Annotated in this window: 16 protein-coding genes; 8 read left to right on the top strand and 8 right to left on the bottom strand. The window is 73.8% G+C overall.

Annotated elements, in window-relative coordinates:
• Positions 1 to 41 precede the first annotated feature (41 nt).
• The 4 genes from ACBJ59_RS03235 to ACBJ59_RS03250 are packed head-to-tail and all read right to left on the bottom strand — an operon-like array spanning position 42 to position 8,297.
• Entirely contained in the window at positions 42 to 1,220 is a 1,179-nt protein-coding gene (locus tag ACBJ59_RS03235) for a TIGR02679 family protein (protein WP_375108647.1), read from the bottom strand.
• Positions 1,217 to 5,407: a TIGR02680 family protein gene (locus tag ACBJ59_RS03240; protein WP_375108648.1), complete on the bottom strand. Its 4,191-nt coding sequence runs from the start codon at positions 5,405 to 5,407 to the stop codon at positions 1,217 to 1,219. Before ACBJ59_RS03240 ends, ACBJ59_RS03235 begins: the two co-directional genes overlap by 4 nt.
• Positions 5,404 to 6,666, bottom strand: a complete 1,263-nt coding sequence (locus ACBJ59_RS03245; RefSeq protein WP_375108649.1) for a TIGR02678 family protein — start codon at positions 6,664 to 6,666, stop codon at positions 5,404 to 5,406. The genes ACBJ59_RS03240 and ACBJ59_RS03245 overlap by 4 nt, the downstream gene beginning before the upstream one ends.
• Positions 6,663 to 8,297 (bottom strand): TIGR02677 family protein, encoded by a 1,635-nt coding sequence (locus ACBJ59_RS03250; RefSeq protein ID WP_375108650.1) that lies wholly within the window; start codon positions 8,295 to 8,297, stop codon positions 6,663 to 6,665. Before ACBJ59_RS03250 ends, ACBJ59_RS03245 begins: the two co-directional genes overlap by 4 nt.
• Before the next feature lie 126 nt (positions 8,298 to 8,423).
• On the opposite strand from ACBJ59_RS03250, the gene ACBJ59_RS03255 reads away from it, so the two are divergent.
• From ACBJ59_RS03255 to mnhG, 8 genes are all read left to right on the top strand, one after another.
• A complete protein-coding gene (locus ACBJ59_RS03255) occupies positions 8,424 to 8,843 on the top strand; it encodes an SRPBCC family protein (protein ID WP_375108651.1) in 420 nt (139 codons plus the stop codon).
• Positions 8,844 to 9,254: 411 nt separating this feature from the next.
• Positions 9,255 to 10,445, top strand: coding sequence for an alpha/beta hydrolase (locus ACBJ59_RS03260; protein ID WP_375108652.1), 1,191 nt, complete (start codon positions 9,255 to 9,257; stop codon positions 10,443 to 10,445).
• A 139-nt stretch (positions 10,446 to 10,584) separates the two neighbouring features.
• Entirely contained in the window at positions 10,585 to 13,350 is a 2,766-nt protein-coding gene (locus ACBJ59_RS03265; RefSeq protein ID WP_375108653.1) for a Na+/H+ antiporter subunit A, read from the top strand.
• Positions 13,347 to 14,156, top strand: a complete 810-nt coding sequence (locus ACBJ59_RS03270) for a Na(+)/H(+) antiporter subunit C (protein ID WP_375108654.1) — start codon at positions 13,347 to 13,349, stop codon at positions 14,154 to 14,156. Before ACBJ59_RS03265 ends, ACBJ59_RS03270 begins: the two co-directional genes overlap by 4 nt.
• Before the next feature lie 3 nt (positions 14,157 to 14,159).
• Complete coding sequence (locus tag ACBJ59_RS03275; protein ID WP_375108655.1) at positions 14,160 to 15,728, top strand: Na+/H+ antiporter subunit D; 1,569 nt, start codon at positions 14,160 to 14,162, stop codon at positions 15,726 to 15,728.
• Positions 15,725 to 16,288 carry a Na+/H+ antiporter subunit E gene (locus tag ACBJ59_RS03280; RefSeq protein ID WP_375108656.1) on the top strand — a complete coding sequence of 188 codons (564 nt, stop codon included), beginning with the start codon at positions 15,725 to 15,727 and terminating at the stop codon, positions 16,286 to 16,288. Before ACBJ59_RS03275 ends, ACBJ59_RS03280 begins: the two co-directional genes overlap by 4 nt.
• Entirely contained in the window at positions 16,285 to 16,557 is a 273-nt protein-coding gene (locus ACBJ59_RS03285) for a monovalent cation/H+ antiporter complex subunit F (protein ID WP_375108657.1), read from the top strand. The genes ACBJ59_RS03280 and ACBJ59_RS03285 overlap by 4 nt, the downstream gene beginning before the upstream one ends.
• Positions 16,554 to 16,874 (top strand): monovalent cation/H(+) antiporter subunit G, encoded by a 321-nt coding sequence (mnhG, locus tag ACBJ59_RS03290; RefSeq protein WP_375108658.1) that lies wholly within the window; start codon positions 16,554 to 16,556, stop codon positions 16,872 to 16,874. Before ACBJ59_RS03285 ends, mnhG begins: the two co-directional genes overlap by 4 nt.
• On the opposite strand, the gene ACBJ59_RS03295 is transcribed toward mnhG, so the two are convergent.
• Genes ACBJ59_RS03295 through ACBJ59_RS03310 form a run of 4 tightly spaced genes read right to left on the bottom strand, consistent with a single transcriptional unit; the run spans position 16,829 to position 20,854 of the window.
• Positions 16,829 to 17,320 carry a DUF6328 family protein gene (locus ACBJ59_RS03295; protein WP_364124896.1) on the bottom strand — a complete coding sequence of 164 codons (492 nt, stop codon included), beginning with the start codon at positions 17,318 to 17,320 and terminating at the stop codon, positions 16,829 to 16,831. The two genes, mnhG and ACBJ59_RS03295, sit on opposite strands and share 46 nt — an antisense overlap.
• Before the next feature lie 50 nt (positions 17,321 to 17,370).
• Positions 17,371 to 19,401, bottom strand: coding sequence for a xanthine dehydrogenase family protein molybdopterin-binding subunit (locus tag ACBJ59_RS03300; protein WP_375108659.1), 2,031 nt, complete (start codon positions 19,399 to 19,401; stop codon positions 17,371 to 17,373).
• Positions 19,398 to 20,369 (bottom strand): FAD binding domain-containing protein, encoded by a 972-nt coding sequence (locus ACBJ59_RS03305; RefSeq protein WP_375108660.1) that lies wholly within the window; start codon positions 20,367 to 20,369, stop codon positions 19,398 to 19,400. Before ACBJ59_RS03305 ends, ACBJ59_RS03300 begins: the two co-directional genes overlap by 4 nt.
• On the bottom strand, positions 20,366 to 20,854 hold the full coding sequence (locus tag ACBJ59_RS03310) for a (2Fe-2S)-binding protein (protein ID WP_375108661.1): 489 nt from the start codon (positions 20,852 to 20,854) through the stop codon (positions 20,366 to 20,368). The genes ACBJ59_RS03305 and ACBJ59_RS03310 overlap by 4 nt, the downstream gene beginning before the upstream one ends.
• Positions 20,855 to 20,901: the final 47 nt, after the last annotated feature.

Raw genomic sequence — 20,901 nt, forward strand, 5'->3', positions numbered from 1 at the left:
ATCCGGCGCCGCTTCCGCCTCGCCCGCGCACCGGCCCCGGATCACCTCGCCAGGTCGTCGAGCAGCCGCTCCGCGACCCGTTCCTCCGGGACGGCCAGCCCGCGCGAGCGCATCGCCGGGGCCAGCCCTGGATCCCAGGGCGCGTCGGTGACCTGGCCGGGCGCGGGGCCGGAGGCCGGGCCGTCGGCCAGGGCCCGCAGGTAGTCGCCGGCCGACATGCGCCACGGCACCGCGCCGGTCTTGGCCATGGTGTAGGCGGCGATGCGCAGGCCCGCCCCGTCGAAGTCGCCGTGGTAGTGCAGCCGGACCCCCGGGAGGGAGCGCAGCAGGCGGATGACGGCGCTGTTGGGCCAGCCCGAGGTGCAGATCATCGGCGGGCAGGAGGTGCCGAACCGCTGATGGGCCAGCGCCAGCACGGTCGGGTTCTCCACCACCCAGGCGTCCGGCTCGGCCGGCCGCAGCTCGCGTACGTCCTGGAGCTGCGCGAGCGTGATCACGCTCGGCCGCCCGTCCCAGATCCGCAGCACCCGGGCCAGGGGCTCGTCGCCGGAGGGGCGTAAACCGGCGACCAGCACCGTGGTGGAGAGGGCGTCGCAGGCCACGCCCGCCCGCTCCCACAGCGCCCGGCGCGCCTCGGCGCCCTCGGGGGCGGGCACGTCGTACAGGATGGACAGGGCCTTCAGCACCAGCGCCGACAGCCGGGTGCCCTCGTCCAGGGCGTGCGGGTCGCCGGTCACGTCGGCGGCCACCGCCGCCAGCGGGCGGCCCGCGGCGGGCAGGGCGGCGAGCACGTCCAGGGCCTGTCCGAGCAGGTCACGCCCGGCGCGTACGGCGGACAGGGCGAGCAGCGCCGGCTCGGCCACGACCACCGGGTGGGCGGCGAACCAGCCGAGCAGCGCCTCCCGTTCGAGCCGCCGCTCCGCGTGCCTGCGCCTGCGGTCGTCGAGGGGCCCGATCACGGCCTCGGTGACGGTACGGGCGTCGAGCCCCAGCGCCCCTTCGAGCCTGGCCACGTCGATGGTGATCGCGGGCCCCGGGTAGCGGTCGAGGCCGAGAAGATCGGCCACGGCGGCCTGCTGCGCCGCCTCCAGCCCCGTCACCCGGACCCGGCTGACCCGGTGACCGGAGGAGAGCCGCTCGTGCAGGGCCTGCCACACGGGCCGCAGCTCCACCGACCGCAGCCGCTCGGGCACCTCCCCGCCCGCCTGGCCGGGGGTCATTCCGCCGGCACCGTTCGGTAGCCGTTCCAGACGAACCGGGCCGTGGTCACCGCGTCGTCCCCGTCGCCGGTGATGAGCTGGTGGATCGCGATCCCGTCCAGCTCCCGGTATTCGCACCACTCGTGGTCGGACGTGAGCACCAGGTCCAGCCCCAGGTCCACCAGCAGGTCGAACACCTGCCCCCGGTTCGTCTTGTCCACCCCCACGAACACCTCGTCGAGCAGGATGAACCGCGGGCACCCCGGATCGGTCTGGTAGTGCGCGGCCACCGCGGCGAACAGCGGCAGGTGCAGCGCGATCGCCTTCTCCCCGCCCGACAGCGCCCCGTGCAGTTTCCGCGTCAGGTCCTGCCAGCCCTGCCCGTCGCCGCGGTCGAGCTTGACCACGAACCGGTGCCAGGCCGTGTAGTCGAGCACCTTCATGAGCTGGTCCTCCCAGCTCGCCGAGGAGTTGTCGGCCCGCGCCTCCTCCACGCGATCCCGGAAGAAGACGTAGAGGGCCTCCTTGTCGGCCTCCGACAGCCCCGCCGGATCGCGCAGCAGCAGGTCGCGGGCGGCCCGGGTGCCGGCCGACTGGGTGGGATCGACCTGCCACACCAGCCGCACCGCCACCCGGGAGGCGGTGCGGACGCGTTCGAGGCGCTGGTTCATGCCCTCCACCAGGGCCGTGGCCTGCCTGATCCGGTCGGCCAGGTGCCGCCGCGTGTCACCGGCCAGCGTCCGGTCGAACAGGTCCCGCTCGGCGTCGGTGATGTCCGAGCGCCGCTCGTCGCGCTCCTTGCGCAGCGCCTTGCTGAGCGCCGCGGCCCCCGCCCGGACGCCGCCGACGGTTGCGGTGAGCACCTGTACGTCCTCGTCGGGCGCCAGCTCCAGGTCGGCCCGGTCGGCGAGGATCTCCCTGGCGTGGTGGAAGGCGTCCTGCAGCCGCGCCTCGGCCTCCCTGACGTTCTTGTGCTCGTACGGGACCGTGGCCAGCTGCTCGGCCACGGCCCTGGCCGCCTCCAGGACGGCCCGCACCCCGGCCTCGGGGGCCAGCTCGACCGGCGCCCGCGCGTCCGCCGGCAGGTGCCCGGCCGCCAGGCGGCGGAACCGGTCGGACACCTCGTCGCGCACCCGCCCCGCCTCGGCGTGCTTGTCCTCGGCGGTGCCGAGCTCGCCCCTGAGCTGGCCGAGCCGGGCGTTGAGGCGGGCCATCCCGTCGTTGACCGACTTGATCAGGCGGCGGCACGCCTGGTAGGCGGCCTGGGTGTCCTGAAGTTGCTCGAGGACGCGCAGGTGCTCGACGCCGACCGTGGACTCGATCGCGGCCAGCCGCTCCGCCAGCACGACGGCGGCGGCCGCGGCCTCCTCGGCGCGTTCGACGGCCTCGACGGCGAGGCGTTCGTACTCGCCGGCGGTCTCGGCGGCCAGCTCGGCCCGCTCCCTGGCGGCGCGGGCGTCGGCGCGGCGGTCGTGCCAGACGGCGCCGGTGGTCTCGGCGGTGCGCAGGGCCTCCTCGAGGTTGTCGAGCGCGGGCAGCGCGGTGGGCAGGGCGTGCCGGTCCGCCAGCTCGGTGAGCCGGCGCAGCGACCTGCCGACGTCCTGCTCGCGCTCCTGCAGGCGCTGCTCGTACGCCCGGAGCTGGTCCTCCCGCAGCGCCACCTTCTTCACCGCGCCGTCGAGGTCCTGCACCGCGTCGGCGTACGGCCTGCGGTCGGGCCTGCGCCGCAGCTCGGCGGCCAGCGTCTCGCGGTCGCCGTCGACCACCGCGAGCAGATGGTCGCACTCGGCGATCCGCCCGGCCAGCTCGCCGAGCCGGTCGTCCAGCTCGGCGATGCGGCGCCGCCTGGCGCGCTCGCGGGCGGTGGCGCCGATGTAGGCGGGCTCGGGCTTGACCCACCGGCCCGCCGCCGGGCCCAGCCGCCAGGTGCCGTCGGCGCCGATGACGGCCGGGTGGTCGACGCCGATCGCGGTGGGCGCGAACGCGATGCCGCCCAGCACGGTGTCGGCCGGCACCGGGGAGTCGGCCTCGGTGAACAGCACGTGGGCCAGGCTGTAACCGGGGGCGGGCTTGGACAGCGCGGCCACGGCGAAGGCGTCGTGCTCGCCCGGGTCGAACCCGCCGTCGGGCCGCAGCCACAGGTCGAGCAGGCCCGAGGCCTCGAGCGCGGCCTCCACCCCGGCCTGCGCGACGGGGTCGAGCCCCGACCTGAACGCCACCGCCCGCCACAGCGGCGTCCCGGGCCGTCCGAGCCGGGCGGCCGTGGTGCGGGTGTGCGGGGCGGGCGGTTCGAGCACGGTCTGGTCGTTGAGGCTCTCGCGCTCCTGGGCCAGCTCGGCGCGCTCCGCGGCCAGGCCCTCGCGCAGCCGCCTCAGGTGCTGCTCGCGGGCGGCCAGCTCGACGGCGGCCATCGTCCGGGCGGTGCCGACCAGGTCGTCGGCGCCCTCGAAGTCGTCGGCCAGGCCGGCCAGCGTGCCCGGCTCCAGCTGCAGCTGGGTGCAGCCGCCCGCCCAGTCGGCCAGGGCGGCGGCCAGGTCGCGGGCGCGGTCGTCGCGCAGCCGCTCGGCCCGCCCGTGCGCCTCCTGGGCGGCGGCCAGGTCGTCGCGGGCCTGGTCGCGGTCGTGCTCGGCGGTGGTGCGGCGCTTGATCGCCTCCTCGTGCCCGACGGCTCCGGCGCGTACTTCCCTGATCTGGGCGGCACGGCTGGACACGGCGGCCCGCAGCAGCTCCCGCGCCCTGCGCACGGCCTCCTCACCGTCCGCCGCACTCCTCGCTCCCTCACCCGAGGACGCCACACCGCGCGCTCCCTCACCCGGGTCCGGCGCGCCCCGCGGTCCCTCGCCCCTGTCCGGCGCGGCCTCACCGCGCGGGGCACCGCCTGCCCCTGGCTCGTGGCGCCGCCCATGGGCGGGTCCGGGCGGCTCCTGGGCCGATCCAGCCCGTTCCGTCTCCTCGTGGACGGCGAGCAGCCCGGCGCGTTCGGCCGCGTGGCGGGCCTCCGTCCGGGCGCGGTCGGCCAGCGCCGCCGCCTTGCGGGCCGTGTCGGCGGCCCGGGCCGACAGCTCCTGCTTGCCCGACACGGCGCGGGCCGCCTGCCCCGCCTGGTCGCGCAGGCGGCCCGCCGCCTCGTGCGCCGCCTGGGCCTCGGTGCGGAGCCGGTGCAGGTCGCCGCCGGCCTTGTACGCCTCGCTCTCCTTCAGCCCGTCGATCTGCGCGGCCAGGGCCAGCTCCTGCGCCTCCTCCTCGCCCAGCCGCACGGTCGCCGCGTCCAGCTCCCGCTCGGCCTCCTTGAGCGCCTCCCGCTTGGCCTTGACCTCGGCCGCCAGCGACTCCAGGGAGTATCCGGCGGAGGTCACGGCCGCGGCGGCGGCGCGCAGGACGCGCTGGGCGTAGTTGCGCTGCCGGGTGGCGAGCCGGTCGGCCTCCTCCACGTCGCGGTCGAGCAGGCGCAGCTCCTCGCGCTGGCGGTCGAGCCGCTCGAACCCCTCGGCGATCTCGTGGATCTCGCCCTCGCCGAGCGGCGGCAGGGCGCTCGACAGCAGCTCCGACAGCAGGCCGGGGTCGAGGCGTTCGGACAGCTTGGGGGTGCGGAGCTGGCGCAGCGCGGTCAGCAGCGAGTCGTAGCGCTGCTCGTTGAGCGCGCGGTAGAGCGTCTGGCGGACGACCGTACGGTAGGACTCGGCCGACTCATGGACCTTGCCGGACGCGCCGAGCTCCTCCACGAGCTGGGCCTTGGTCAGCGGCTGGCCGGCGTCGCCGGTGAGCCGGACGCCGTCGGGGGCGTCGACGCGGGCCTCGGTCGTGAAGTAGGTGGCGGTGACGTTCTTGGTGTGGATGGTGGCCTGCAGCCGGGCGCCGCAGGTGAACCAGCGGCCGTCGGCGTGCCGGAACTCCAGCCACACGTAGCCGACCCGGGTGGTGCCGCCGGCGCCGTCGCCCATCAGGTTCCAGTGCATGGTGCGCTCGGTGCCGCCGAACGTGGACAGCCTGCTGGGCTTGAGGCTCGCGTCCAGCACGTACGGGAGCAGCAGTTCGAGCACCTTGGACTTGCCGCTGCCGTTGGGGCCGCGCAGCAGCAGCCTGCCCCGGTGGAACTCGAACACCTCGTCGTAGTAGCGCCACACGTTGAGGATCCCGGCGCGTACGGGGGTCCAGCGGGCGTCCACTCCCTGCGCGGCGCGCGGCGGGGCGAGCTCGGTGACTGTCATGAATCCTCCTGGACGGCCGCGCCGTGATCGACCCGGTAGCGGGCCGCGGCGGGCAGGGCGGCGACCTGGTCACCCGTGACGCGGGCCAGCCCGAACTGCGTGAGCACCTGCAGCGCGTCGGCGGCCAGCCGCGGCCCGCCGCCCTCGGACTGGTAGGCCTTGGCCCACTGCGGGAACCGCCGCAGCAGCCCTGCCGCCTCGCGGTCGAGCCTGGCGGCGGTGACGGGGCCGGAGGTGACCAGCAGGTCGAGCATGAGCAGGGCGGCCACCTTGGCGTGGCTGCCGTCGTCGGGGAACTTGGTGTCGGTGGCGATCGCGTCGGTGTCGATGAGCAGGAAGCCCTCGGCCCGCTCCTCCAGCACGAACCCGGCCTCCTCGGCGGCGCGGCGCAGGATCTGGCGGCCGGTCAGGGAGGCGGCGTAGGCGGACTGCGCGGGGGTGAGCTCGTCGCGGTAGACGACGGGGTCGTCGAGCAGGCGGCGGATGAGCGAGTGGCGCGCCCACAGGTTGCGCTGGGTCTCGGTCGGCTCGTCGCCGCCGTAACGAGCCTCGACCGTCAGCGCCCGCACCGGGTCGCTCGCCGGGCCGCCTCCCGGGTCGCGTTCCTCCAGCGTGGCATCCGGGACGGTTTCCAGGGCGGTCTCCATCGCGGCCGCCACCCTGGACGGCGGCACCGGCGCGGCCAGCAGCCGGATCACCCGTGTCGTGTCCACCCGGTAGAGCACCTTGGCGTCCTCGTCATCCAGGTAGGAGTCGGTGGCGCCGTCCATGGAGGTGATCGCCCCGTAGTGCTCCAGCAGCTTGAGCGCGTCCACGAAGGCCGCCCGCTCGTCGTTCCTGACCGGGTCGAACGCGGGCACGTCGGCCTCCACCGCGGCCGCCTGGACCACCCGCTGGGCCAGCATGCCGATCGTGGTGACCGGCGAGGTGAGCAGCTCGGCCGCGCACAGGCACAGCAGCGTGTAGCGGCGACGGTCGAACGGCGCCCTGGTGGTGCGGCGGCGCCGCGCGGGGCGGGTGGCGCCCGGCTCGGACCCGATCTTGACCAGGCGGGCGTACCCCTGGCGCGACTCCACGACCAGCCGCCAGCCGCAGAAGTAGTCGAACCACTGGATCAGCGGCTGCCGCCGCTTCCTGATCAGGTCGAAAGCGGCGGGGTCGTCGTGCAGGGACACGAGGGGCCGGCCGAGCAGGGTCCTGATCGCGCGGGCGATCTCCTCCTTCTCGGCCCTGACGAGCTGGTTGGCCAGGCTGCTCACGCGCCCACCACCTTCCCGCGGCTGCCGGCCCCCGGAGCCCGTACGTCGATGAGGTAGTCGGGGCCCCGGAACCACCCCTCGGACGTGCGCAGCACCGCCACCGCCCCGTCGTCCGGCGCCCGCAGCACGATCTCCACCCGCCCGTCCGAGGTGACGGCCCGCCGGAACCCGAGCGAGTCGGGCCGCTCGGCCAGGGCCCGCCCCAGCAGGTCGAGCAGCCGCCCGAACGTGTCATGGTCGAGCTCCCCCAGCTGCGACAGCCGCATCGCGCCGGTCGTGGCCAGCGCCGACCAGGCGGCCTCCAACTCGGCCCGCTCCTTCTCGGCCCGCGCCCTGCGCTCGGCCCGCAGCGCCGCCACGTCGCGCACCTTGCCCGTGCGGCCCATCCGCTCCGTACGCCCGCGCGAGCGCAGCAGCGCCGACACCTCGACCGGCTCGGCCTCCGCCCAGGGCACCCCGGCGGGGATCAGCTCGGCGTCGGCGTGCCCGAGGTGCGGGTGCCTGGCCGAGCCGAGCCCGAACGCCGCGTCCCACAGCCGGTGCGCGTCGTCCTCGCCGGGCGCGGTGGCGAACCAGCGGGCCAGCGTACGGAAGTCGGCGGCGGCGCTGGAGGAGCGCCGGCGGGAGTCGGTGATGCGGTCGAGCACCTGCAACAGCGACACGATCGCCCGCCGCGCCACATCATGCAACTGCCGCACCCGCGGCACCCCACCGCCCGCGGCACCCCGCCCGGCGCCTCCCGCGACCCCTCCCCCACTGCCTCCGCTGACGGCCCCCTCGGCGCCTTCCTCCTCAGCGCCTTCCACCTCTGGGGCGAACCACAGCCGCAGCCCGTCCCACTTCGCCGCCCGGGCCGCCAGCCAGGGGGTGGCATGATCGGCCCCGGGCACCTTCGGCAGGTCGGCGCCGTCCAGCGCGCGGGCGTGCAGCACGCTGACCCCGTGCCGGGCCACGGCGCGCAGCGCGGCCGCGATGGTGTCGCCCCGCTGCTCCAGATTGGTCACGAACTCCTGAAGGTAGGCCACGGTGGCGGCCTTGACCTCGTGGAACGTGGCCAGATCCGACCCCTCGACGCGCAGCAGCCGCTGCAGCTCCCCGTTGAACTGCTTGGTGTTGTTACGCAGCCCGTCGAGATGCCCCTCCAGCTCCTGCAGGCTGCTGAAGATGCGCCGGTTGCGCCCGGGGTCGGGGTCGCGCAGCAGGCTGTCCAGCTCCCCCAGCCGGTCGGCGATCGCGTCGAGCACGGCGGTCTGCAGCGCCCCCGCCGAGGCCAGCATGGCCATGGCGTGCTGCACCCCGGCGAACGCCGCCTCGCCCCGTCTGGTCAGCGAATATTGCAGGTTCTTGCGCTCGTACTCCTCGGCGGTCGCGAAGCTCCCCGCGTGATTGAAGATCACGTCGAGCAGCCCCCAGCCGGCCAGCTGCTTGAGCGTGCCGGCCAGATCCTGCTCGCCGACCGGCGCGTACCACCCCACCGCGCGCAGCCGCTCGCGCACCTCGTCCACCGTCAGCGCCGTCTCGAGCCGCTCGTTGGCCTCGCCGAAGGCATAGAGCACCGCGGTGTGCAGATCTGCCCGCTCGGTGGTGGTGAACCGGAACATCTCCGGCGGCACCCGTGGCGGCTCCGCCATCGCCCCGCTCCCCTCGCCACACGATTACCACCCACGCAACCGTAGCGGCAGACACCGACGGGGCGACCGCTGTTTGCGACCAGATCACAGGGGTACGGCGCTGGCATTGGAACTCGGGGGGACGGTATGGCGGAGTTCGAGGCGACGCGCGGGATGCCCGCGGAGAGCATGGTGGTGTTCGGCGTCGCGTCCGACGTGGAGATCATGGACCGCTGGCTGCCCCAGGGGCTGTCGGTGCATGACAGCGGCCCCGGCACGATCGAGGCGGACGGCTCGCTGGTGCCCGGCACCGGCAAGCACGAGGGCCTGTTCCGCGCCGAGGAGGACCAGCTCCGGGTGGAGTGGGGCGGGCGCGACCATCCCGACTATTCGGGATGGCTGCAGGTCTCCGACTCGGCCGCCGGGACCAGCGAGGTGACCGTGCACATCAGCCTCCTGGACGAGCCCGACTCGGGTGCCCGGGCCGATGAGGTGCGCGGGCTGCTGGACCGGTCGCTGGACCGGCTCGCCGAGGAGGTCCACCGACGCGTCTCCGACGCGAGCTGACCTCCCGGCAGAGCCCGCGCCGCGCGACCGGGCCACTCAGGGCGCGCAGCGCCCCCGTGCGAGGTCCGCGCAGTCCGGCTCGACGGATGGACGCGCAGGTCAGCCGGGCCGTTCCCGGCGAGTTACATTTCTTGCAATGGATCTATTCCAGCGACTATAAAGGGCGCCGCAAGGTTCACCGCGCACCGTTCGAGCATGCGACGCCTAATCACAATCTTTACGCCTGTCATCGCGGGCCTGATCGCCCTGACGGGTTTGCCCGCCATGGCGCAGGCCACTGCCACCGACGGGCTCGACACTTATTACGGCCAGCGTCTTGCCTGGTCAGGCTGCGGTAACGGGTACGAGTGCGCGAAATTGTCAGTGCCACTCGACTATTCGAAGCCGAACGGCAAACGGATTAAGATCAGCATGGTCCGGCTCCCCGCCACCGGCAAGAAGATCGGCTCGGTCGTGCTCAATTTCGGCGGTCCCGGCGGGTCCGGCGTGACCGCCCTGAAAGCCGGCAAGGAAATCGTTTCCGCCGCCGTCAGGGAGCGGTTCGACGTCGTCAGCTTCGATCCGCGCGGCGTCGGCGCGTCCTCGCCGGTGCGCTGCCTGGGGACGCTCGACCTCGACGCGTACCACGCGCTCGACCCGACCCCGGACACCCGCGCCGAGGTCAGGCACTCGCGACAGTGGGCCAAGATCTTCGCCAAGTACTGCGTGGCGAACTCCGGCAAGCAGCTGCTGTCCAAGGTCGGCACGGTGAACACGGCGCGGGACATGGACGTGATGCGGGCCACGCTGGGTGACGCGCGCCTGACGTACCTGGGCTTCTCCTACGGCACCTATCTCGGCTCGATCTACGCGGACATGTTCCCGAAGCGGATCAGGGCGATGGTGCTGGACGGCGCCGAGGACCCGTCCCAGCACGCCGCCGAGTTCGTCCAGGACCAGGCCCGCGGGTTCCAGGTGGCGACGACGTCGTTCCTGCGGGACTGCTTCAAGGCCAGGAACTGCCCGTTCCGCAAGCACGACGTCAAGGCGGCGCTGAAGCAGCTCGACAAGCTCTACCGGCGGGCCGACACGGCGCCGCTGCGCAACGTGTACGACGGCAGGCAGGTCACCGAGGCCGTGGTGCGCGGCGCCGTGCAGTTCTCCATGTACCAGACCGCCAGCTGGCCCAGCCTGCGGCAGGCCCTGACGGACGCGTACAAGGGCGACGGCAGCAAGCTGCTGCTGCTGGCCGACGCGGGCAACGGGCGGACGATCGGCGGCCGTTACGACAACAGCTTCGAGGCCCTCGTGGCCATCAACTGCGTCGACCACCCGGAGAACCCCTGCCCGTACTGGCCGGTCAAGGGCACCCGCTACCCGAAGAAGGTGCACGCCAAGGGCTCGCCGCCGATCGTGGTCGTGGGCACGACGCGTGACCCGGCGACGCCGTACAAGCTGGCCAAGGCGCTGGCCGCGCAGCTGTCGAACGGCGTGCTGCTCACCCACGACGCCGACGGCCACACCGGCTACCGCAAGGGCTCGGCCTGCCTGGACCGCAAGGTCGACCAGTACCTGATCACGACCAGGGCCCCGCTCGCGGGGACCTGTAACGACCGGACCTGAAGCACGCGAAACGGCCAGTCCCACACCTCGGTGTGGGACTGGTGTCGTTCGGGTCAATCCCGGTCGCGCCTGTGTGGCGGTGGTGGCGCGGTGGGGGAGATTGGGCGGGCGTAGCCGGAAATTCCCGTCCGAGGAGCCCATGGAGTCGCTGCTGATCCTGCACGCGGCCGTGGCTGCCTGCGCTCCCTGGCTGGCCACTCGGCTGGGGCGCGCCTCGTTCGCCCTGCTGGCCGTCCCGCCGGCCGCCGCGTTCTGCTACGCCGGCTGGCTGGCGCTGCGCGGCCTGCCCGCCCGGGAGAGCACGACGTGGGCGCCCGCGCTGGGCATGGAGCTGTCCTTCCGCGCGGACCCGCTGACCGTGCTGATGATGTCGCTGGTCACCGGGGTCGGGGTGCTGGTGCTGTGCTACAGCGCCCGGTACTTCGCGGCGGGCGACGAAGCGCTCGGCCGCTACGGCGGCGCGATGGTGGCCTTCGCGGGGTCGATGCTGGGGCTGGTCACCGCCGACGACCTGCTCCTCCTGTACGTGTTCTGGGAGCTGACCACCGTCTTCTCCTACCTGCTGATCGGCTACGACCCCATGAGCCGGATGAGCCGGCAGGCCGCGATGAAGGCGCTGACGGTCACCACGTTCGGCGGCCTGGCCATGCTCGCCGGGTTCGTGCTGGTCGGCCAGGCGGCGGGCTCCTACCAGGTGTCGGAGATCGTCGCCCGTCCGCCGGACCTGGCGCCGGTCGCCGTCGTGCTGGTGCTGGCGGGGGCGCTGGCGAAGTCGGCGATCTTCCCGTTCAGCACGTGGCTGCCCGCCGCGATGGCCGCGCCCACGCCCGTGTCGGCATACCTGCACGCGGCCGCCATGGTGAAGGCCGGCGTCTACCTGCTGGCCAGGCTGGGCCCCGCGTTCGGCGACCTGGCGCTGTGGCGGGCGGTGGCGGTGCCGCTCGGCCTGGTGACGATGCTGCTGGGCGGGTGGCGGGCGCTGCGGGAGAACGATCTGAAGCGGCTGCTGGCCTACGGCACGGTCAGCCAGCTGGGGTTCCTCGTGGTGCTGTTCGGCTCGGGGAACGAGGGCGCCGCGCTGGCGGGCGTGGGCATGTTGCTGGCGCACGCGCTGTTCAAGGCGGCGCTGTTCCTGGTGGTGGGCATCGTCGATCACGCGGCGGGCACCCGGGACCTGGGCGAGCTGAGCGGCGTGGGCCGGGCGATGCCGTGGGTGCGCGCGGTCGCCGTGCTGGCGGGGGCCTCGATGGCGGGGCTGCCGCCGCTGGTGGGGTTCGCCGGGAAGGAGGCGGCGCTGGAGGCGCTGCTGGGCGCGCCGCTCACGCTGGCGGGCGTGGTGACGGGCTCGGCCCTGACGGCGGCGTACACGCTGCGCTTCCTGTGGGGCGCCTTCGTCGACAAGCCGGGCAAGCCGGCGCGGCAGGTGCACCCGGTGCCGGCGGCCATGTTCGCCCCGGCCGCGCTGCTGTCGGTGCCGGGGCTCGCGTTCGCCCCCCTGGCCTCCTGGTACGAGGGCGCGATGTCCGGCTACACCGGCACGTTCGCCGACCCGGGGCACCCCTCCCACCTGGCGCCGTGGAGCGGTTTCACGCCGCCGCTGCTGCTGTCGGCGGCGGCCCTGGCGGGCGGGGTGGTGCTGTTCCTGGCCCGGGAGCCGGTGGCGCGGGCGGGGGCGGCGCTGCACGTGCTCGACTCCAGCCAGGTCTTCTGGTCGGCCGTGCGGCGGCTGGACCGGTTCGCCATCCAGCTCACCGGCTTCATCCAGCGCGGCTCCGTGCCCGACTACCTGCTGCTGACGCTGCTGGTGACGGTCGGGGTGGGGCTGTTCTCCCTCCTGCACGGCGGCGCGCCCCGCCTGGACGTGCCGGTCGTCGCCTGGCAGCGGCCGGAGCAGCCTGTGGTGGTCGTGCTGCTGGCGGCCGCGGCCGTGCTGGCGCTGTTCTCCCGCGCGTACATCCTGCTGGCCCTGATCATCGGCCTGACCGGCTACGGCACCGCGCTGCTGTTCCTCGCGCACGGCTCGCCCGACCTGGCGCTGACGCAGTTCCTCGCCGAGACGCTGAGCCTGGTGGTGTTCGCGCTGGTGCTGCGGCGGCTGCCGATCGAGCCGGACCGGGGGCGGCTGCCGATCCCGTTCCGGCTCGGGGTGGGGCTGGCGTTCGGGGTGGTCGTCACGGGCGCGGGCATGCTGGCGATGGCCGCGCGCGGCGAGCAGCCGGTCGGCGCGCTGATGGGCCGGGCGGCCGAGCAGGCCGGGGCGCGCAACATCGTCAGCGCGATCATCCTCGACATCCGCGCGTGGGACACGCTGGGCGAGAGCGCGGTGCTCATCGTGCTCACGCTGGGCGTGACGAGCCTGGTGTTCCTGCGGCGCAGGTCGTACAGCATCGAGCGGAGCGAGGCCGGGCACCGTCCCGCGGAGCGCACGCACTGGCTGGCGGCCACGCTGCCGCGCGGGCAGCGGGCGCTGGCGTTCGAGGTGGCGGCGCGGCTGACGTTCCACACGGTGCTGGCGTTGTCGGTCTTCCTGCTGTTCATCGGGCACAGCGGGGTCGGCGGCGGGTTCGCGGGCGGCATCGTGGCCGGGCTGGCGATCACCGTGCGCTACCTGGCGGGCGGCCGGAACGAGCTGGCCGCGGCCGTGCCGGTGCACGCGGGCGTGCTCATGGGGGCCGGGCTGACCCTGTCGGCGGGGACGGCGCTGATCGGGCTGCTGTTCGGGTCGGCGGCGCTGGAGATGCTGGCCACGGACGTGGCCGTGCCGGTGCTCGGGCACGTGCACGTGTCCACGGGGCTGCTGTTCGACCTCGGCGTGTACGTGTCCGTGGTCGGCATGGTCCAGGACGTGCTGCGCGGCCTGGGCGCCGAGCTGGACCGGCAGATCGACGCCGAGGAGGGCTCGTGAGCCTGTCCCTGGTGCCGTTCGCGGCCTGCTGCGTGATGATCACCGTCGGGGTGACGCTGCTGCTGGAACGCAGCCTGGTACGGGTGCTGGCCGGCGTCATCGTGCTGGGCAACGGGGTGAACCTGCTGATCGTCACCTCCGGCGGCAGCGCGGGCGGCCCGCCCTTCACCGACGCACCGGGGTTCGCCGACCCGCTGCCGCAGGCCATGGTGCTCACCGCCATCGTGATCACCCTGGGCGTGACGGCGTTCCTGCTGGCCCTGGTGCACCGCTCGTGGCAGCTCACCGGCAGCGACGAGGTCCAGGACGACACCGAGGACCGTCGGGTGCGGCTGCGCGCGCGGCGCGGCGAGCTGGGCGACGCCGTACGCGCCCGGCGGGACGCCTACCGGCGGCTGGTCACCGAGCAGCGGGCCGAGCTGGCCCACCTGGAGGCCGAGCAGGCCGAGCGGGAACGGCTGGAGGAGGCCGACCTGGAGCGGCGCATCTCCCGGGTGCACGACGAGCTCGACCGGTGGATGCGCGGGCTCAGGCAGGAGGGGGTGTCGGAGGAGGAGCTGCAGCGCCGTTTCGAGGAGGTGGGGCTGCGCGCGGGCTGGGACGCCATGGACAACGCCGAGCGCATCGAGCAGCTGCGCGAGCAGCACGAGCGGGGGCGGGAGGAGCAGGCGGCCAGGGAGAAGCGGCTGCGCCGCAAGCTCAAGGCCCGCCAGCGGGACGCGCGCAGGCAGATGCGCGCGGCCATCCGGGAGGAGCGCGAGCGGCAGGCCCTCGCGCAGGACCCCGAGCTGGAGGGCGAGGACTGACCCATGGAGAGCCCGATCACGCTGGAGAGCCTCGTCTGCGTGCCGGTGATGCTGCCGCTGCTGGCCGCCGGGGTGAAGCTGGCGATCGGCGGGCGGCTGCGCCGGCTGCAGTCGCTCATCAGCCTCGTCACGCTGGGCATCTCGCTGGCGGTGGCGGTGGTGCTGATGGTCGCGGCCGACGCGCACGGCCCGCTGGTGACCGAGCTGGGCGGCTGGCCGTCGCCGATCGGCATCTGCCTGGTGGCCGACCGGCTCTCCACGCTGGTGCTCGTGGTGTCCTCGGCGGTGACGCTGTGCGTGATGGCGTACTCGGTGGCCAACGCCTACGACGAGCAGGAGCACGACGCCCCGATGGCGATCTTCCATCCGGCGTTCCTGGTGATGGTGGCGGGGGTGGCCGACGCGTTCCTGTCGGGGGACCTGTTCAACCTGTTCGTGGCGTTCGAGCTGCTGCTGAGCGGCTCGTACGTGCTGCTGACGTTCGGCGGCACGGACTCCAGGATCCGGGCGGGCGCCACGTACACGCTGATGGCCCTGGCCTCGTCGATGTTGTTCCTGATCGCGCTGGCCGTCACCTACGCCGCCACCGGGACGCTGTCGATGGCGCAGCTCGCCCAGCGCTTCGCCACGCTGCCCGAGCAGGTGAAGCTGCTGGTGGAGCTGACGCTGCTGCTGGCGTTCGCGATCAAGGCGGCGATCTTCCCCATGTCGGCGTGGCTGCCCGACTCCTACCCCACCGCGCCCGCCCCGGCCACGGCCGTGTTCGCCGGGCTGCTCACCAAGGTCGGCGTGTACTCGATCATCCGCCTGGAGGCGCTGCTGTTCCCCGGCGGGCCGGTCTCGACGCTGCTCATGTGGGTCGCGCTGGCCACCATGCTCGCGGGGGTGCTGGGCGCGGTGGCGCAGACGGACATGAAACGGATGCTCTCCTTCACGCTGGTCAGCCACATCGGGTACATGGTCTTCGGCGTGGCCCTGTCCACGCCGGCCGGCATGGCGGGGGCCATCTTCTACGTGGTGCACCACATCACCGTGCAGACGAGCCTGTTCCTGGTGACGGGGATGGTCGAGCGGCGGACCGGCACCACGTCGGTGACCCGGCTGGGCGGGCTGATGAGGGCGACGCCGCTGATCGCCGTGCTGTTCTTCGTGCCGGCCATGAACCTGTCGGGCATCCCGCCGATGTCGGGGTTCCTGGGCAAGCTGATGCTGGTGCAGGCCGGGCTGGCGGCCGGGGGGTGGCTGCCGGTCACGCTGGTGGCCGGGGGCCTGGTGACGAGCCTGCTCACGCTGTACGCGGTGGCCAAGACGTGGGGCAAGGCGTTCTGGCGCGGCCCGCGCTCGGACCGGGTGGGCCGGGTGCTGGAGAGCGAGGAGTACACCGGTGAGGAGCCCACCGTGACGACGGCCACGCTGCCGGCGGCGCTGCCGCTGTCGGTGGTGGCGCTGGTCGCGCTCGGGTTGTCGTTCACGGTGCTGGCGGGGCCGCTGTCGGCGCTGGCGCAGCGGACGGCGGGCGAGCTGCTGGCCCGCGAGCCGTACATCTCGGCGGTGCTGGAGGGGCGGCCATGAGGCGGGACGTGCCTGGCGGCGAGCCCGTGCGGCGGGAGGTCCTGGCGCCGCGGGTGCTCGGCCGGCGGGTACCGCTGCCGCTGGTGGCCTGGCTGGCGCTGGTGTGGGTGATGTTGTGGGGCGACCTGTCGGCGGGCAACGTGCTGGGCGGGCTGGTGACCGGGCTGGTGGTGACGTGGCTGCTACCGCTGCCCCTCCTCGATCCCGGCATCCGGGTGCGTCCGGTGGCGCTCGTCAGGTTCCTGCTGTGGTTCGGCTGGGACATGGTGATCTCGACCGTGCGGGTGGTGTTCTGGGTGGCGCATCCGGGGCAGCCGCCGACGCAGATCGTCCGGGTGCCGCTGCGCACGTCGTCCGAGGCCCTGACCGTGATGATCATCGTCGCGCTGTCCACCGTGCCCGGGAGCCTGGTGCTGGAGAGGTACCCCGGGGAGCTGCTGGTGCACGTGCTGGGCCGGCCCGGCGACGTCGCCGAGGCCGTGCGGGCGGACATCGCGGGGCTGGAGTCGCGCATCGTGGCGGCGTTCGGCACCCGCCGGGATCGGGAGGAGCTGCCGTGACGGCGGTGTACCTGGCGACGCTCGTCCTGCTCGGGTGCGGGGCGGCCGCCTCGCTGTGGCGGGCGGGGCGCGGGCCGTCGATGCTGGACCGGGCGGTGGCGCTGGACGTGTTCACGTCGTTGTCGATGTGCGGGGTGGGGGCGTTCGCCGTGGCCAGGGACGACTATTCGGACCTGCCGATCCTGCTGGTGCTGTCGCTGCTGGGGTTCGTCGGGTCGGTGTCGCTGGCCCGGTTCTTCGCGGACCGGACCGGAAGGGGGCCGCGATGAGCGCGCTGGAGGTGGCGGAGGGGGTCTGCCTGCTCCTGGGGGCTGCGCTGGCGCTGTCGGCCGGGGCGGGGCTGGTGCGTTTCCGCACCACGCTGGACCGCATGCACGCCGGCACGAAGCCGCAGGTGCTCGGCGTGCTGCTGGTGCTGCTGGCCATGTGGCTGCACCGGCCCACCTGGTCGAACGCCGGGCCGCTGCTGCTGGTGGCGATCTCCCAGGTGGTCACGGTGTCGGTCGCGGCCTACATGATCGCCCGGGCCGCGTACGGGCGTCAGTCGTCGGACGACGACACCGGGCTCCCGTCCGACGAGGACTGATCCGACCGGTTGAGCGCCGGCTGGCCGAACCAGGTCCACAGCGCCAGCACGGCCAGGGCGCCCGCGGTGATCCAGGCCAGCGTCGCGTCGAAGAGGTAGTCGATCACGAACATCGTGGACGTGGTCATCGACACGGCCAGGGCGAGCGCGCCGAGGATGCCGTAGAGGTTGGAGCGGCGTACCAGCGTCTCCTTGCGGCCCTGCCGGAACAGCACGCGGTGCTGGGCGGTCGGCGCGATGTAGCAGATCGACGCGATCGCTGCGCTGACCAGCGCCGCGTAGTACAGCCAGCGGTCGACCTGGTCCAGCCGGGCGAACCCGGAGGAGAAGGGCACGGTGAGCAGGAACGCGAACAGCACCTGCACGCCGGTGACCGCCACACGCGCGCCCTGGAGCAGCTCGACGAAATTGCGATCCGCGCGCTCCTGGTCCGACTCGTTCTTCACGCCGCCTCCCGCCAGTCAACGAGAGACTTCCTCTTCCTTGCCAAGAACGGCTAAAACCTCGGTAGGAGGATCTTCGCCGGCGTAATGGGCAACTCGCGGATGCGGCGGCCGGTGGCATGGTGGACGGCGTTGCCGATCGCGGCCGCCGTCCCGACGATGCCGATCTCGCCGATGCCCTTGCTACCCATCGGGTTGAGCTCGCCGTCCTGCTCGTCCAGCCAGACCGCCTCCACGTCCGGTACGTCGGCGCACGCGGGCACGTGGTACTGCGCCAGGTCGCGGTGCAGGAAACCGCCGAACTCCTCGTCGGTGAGCGTCTCCTCCATCAGCGCCATGCCCAGGCCCATCGTCATGCCGCCGATGAACTGCGACCTGGCCAGCTTGGCGTCCACGATGTGCCCGGCGGCGAACACGCCCAGCAGCCGCGGGACGCGCACCTCGCCGGTCACGGAGCTGACCCGCACCTCGGCGAACTGGGCGCCGAAGGCGTGCCGGGCCAGCCGGGCGTCGCCCTTGATCTCCTCCCTGGTGTCGGCGCGGCCCTCCTTGCCGTCGCGCCGCAGCTCCTCGCAGGCCCGCACGACCGCCGAGCCCCACGAGGCCGTGCCCATGGAGCCGCCGGCGACGGGCGCGTCCGGCAGGTCGCTGTCGCCGAGCTCGACGTGCACCCGCTCGGGGGCGACGCCGAGCGCGCCGGCCGCGATCCTGGTCAGCGCCGTACGCGCGCCGGTGCCGATGTCCGCGGCGGCCACCTGGACGAGGAAGTCGCCGTCCCGCACGGTGGCCACGGCCTTGCACGGCAACCGCCTGGCCGGGTAGGTCGAGGCGGCCACGCCGGTGCCGACCAGCCACTCCCCCTCGCGCCTGATCCCCGGCTCCGGGTCGCGGTGCTCCCAGCCGAACCGGTGGGCGCCCTCGCGCAGGCAGCCGACCAGGTTGCGGGAGCTGAACGGCAGGCCACTGTCCGGCTCGGTCTCCGGGTCGTTGATGACGCGCAGCTCGACCGGGTCCAGGCCGGCGGCGTAGGCCAGCTCGTCCATGGCGGACTCCAGCGCGTACATGCCGGGGCACTCCCCCGGGGCGCGCATCCACGACGGGGTGGCCACGTCCAGCCGGACGAGCCGGTGCGCGGTGCGCAGCGCGGGCGTGCCGTACATGACGCGCGACGGGGTGGCGGTCTGCTCGGCGAACTCGACCAGGGTGGAGCTCTGCTCGTACGCCACGTGCTCCAGCGCCGTGAGCCGGCCCTCGGCGTCGGCGCCGAGCCGCACCCGCTGGATCGTCGGCGTGCGGTAGCCGGTGACGTCGAACATCTGCTGCCGGGTCAGCACGATCTTGACCGGGCGGCCGACCTCCCTGGCGGCGATCGCGGCCAGCACGGCCTGCGGCCGCGTGGTGCCCTTGGAGCCGAACCCGCCGCCCACGTGCCTGGCCACCACGCGCACCCGGTCCGGCGGCAGGTCCAGGGTCTTGGCGATCATGTCGCGGCTGGTCGAGGAGCCCTGCGCGGTGTCGTACACCAGCAGCCTGCCCTCCGCGTCCCAGAGGGCCAGGGCCGCGTGCGGCTCCATCGGGTTGTTGTGCAGGACGGGCGTCTCGTAGGTGACGTCGACCGTGGTCGCGGCGGCGGCGAGCCCCTCCTCGACGTCGCCGTGCCCGGTGTCGGAGGGGAAGTTCGGGTTGACGACCTCGGGCCGGTAGAGGCCGGGGTGCTCGGGGTGCAGGCGCACGTCGTGGTCGTCGGGGTCGTAGTCGACGCGGAGGGCCGCGGCGGCGGCGCGGGCGTTCTCGTAGGTGTCGGCGACGACGGCGGCGACGAGCTGGCCCCGGTAGGCGACCTCGCGGCGCTGGAACAGGGCCAGCTCCGGGTCAGCGTCCTCGGCCAGGTCGGGCGGGTCCTCGCAGGACAGCACGGCCAGCACGCCGGGCATCTCCAGCGCCGGGCCGCTGTCCACGCGCTTGACGCGGCCCTTGGCGATGTGCGACTGCACGGGGTAGGCGTAGGTGACGCCCTCGGCCGGGTATTCGGCGGCGTACGTGGCCAACCCCGTGACCTTGACGCGGCCCTCGATGCGGTTCACGGTGCCAGCTCCTCCAGCGTGGAGACGATCAGGTTGCGGGCCAGCGGCACCTTGAAGGCGTTGCGCGGCAGCGGGTGGGCCTGCTCCAGCTCGGCCTCGGCGGCCTGGAGGAACGCCTCGCCGGTCGCCGGCCCGCCGATGATCGCCCGCTCGGCCCGCTCGGCCCGCCAGGGGGCGTGCGCCACCCCGCCGAGCGCGATGCGGCAGCCGGTGACGACGCCGTCGGAGCCCACGTCGAGCACGGCGGCGATGGACACCAGCGCGAACGCGAACGACGCCCGCTCGCGCACCTTCCGGTAGACCGAGGCCCCCGGGGGCGGCGGCGGCAGCTCCACCGCGGTGATCAGGTCGCCGGGCTCCAGCACGGTGTCGCGCTCCGGCTCCTCACCGGGCAGGCGGTGCAGGCCGGGTATGGGGATGATGCGGTCGCCGCCCGGGCCGGTGACGTGCACCTCGGCCTCCAGCGCGGCCAGGGCGACGGCCATGTCCGAGGGGTGGGTGGCCACGCAGGAGCCGGAGGTGCCGAGGACGGCCAGGTTGCCGTGGTCGCCGGCGATCGCGGGGCAGCCGGAGCCGGGGCGGCGCTTGTTGCAGGGTCTGGTCACGTCCTGGAAGTACGCGCAGCGGGTGCGCTGCAGCAGGTTGCCGCCGACCGTCGCGACGTTGCGCACCTGGCCGGAGGCGCCGGTCAGCACGGCCCTGGCCAGCATGGGATAGCGGCTGCGGACGAGGGGGTCGGCCGCCAGGTCGGTGTTGCGCACGGTGGCGCCGACGCGGACGCGGTCGCCCACGGGCTCGATGATGTCGAGCGGCAGGCGGCTGACGTCGAGGAGGCGCTCGGGCTCGGCCACGCCCAGCCGCATGAGGTCGACCAGGTTGGTGCCGCCGCCCAGGTACATGGTGCCGGGGGCGAAGTCGCGCACGGCCTCCGCCGGGCTGACGGCGCGGGCGTACTCGAAGGGTTTCACCGGGCCACCTCGCCGATCGCGCCGACGATGTTGACGTACGCGCCGCACCGGCACAGGTTGCCGCTCATCCGCTCTCTGATCTCCTCGGGGGTCAGGTCCGGATCGACGAGGATGTCCTCGGTGACGGCGCTCGGGCCCGGCTCCCCCAGCATCCCGGCCGCCGAGCAGAGCTGGCCCGGCGTGCAGTAGCCGCACTGGAAGGCGTCGTGCTCGATGAACGCGGCCTGCAGGGGATGGAGGTCCTCGCCCCTGGCCAGCCCTTCGACGGTGGTGACCTCCGAACCGGCCACCGCCACCGCCAGCGCCAGGCAGGAGTTGGCCCGCCGCCCGTCGATCAGGACCGTGCAGGCGCCGCACTGGCCGTGGTCGCACCCCTTCTTGGCGCCGATGAGCCCCAGCCGTTCGCGGAGCAGGTCGAGCAGCGACATTCGCGGATCCACGTCCACCGTGCGGGACACGCCGTTCACCTGCAGGGTGATTTCCATGGCGCACGACTACCCGAGCTCCAGGAGAGGCAACCCCTGAGCGGGGT

This window comes from Nonomuraea sp. MTCD27 (assembly GCF_041950495.1).
GTDB lineage: Bacteria > Actinomycetota > Actinomycetes > Streptosporangiales > Streptosporangiaceae > Nonomuraea.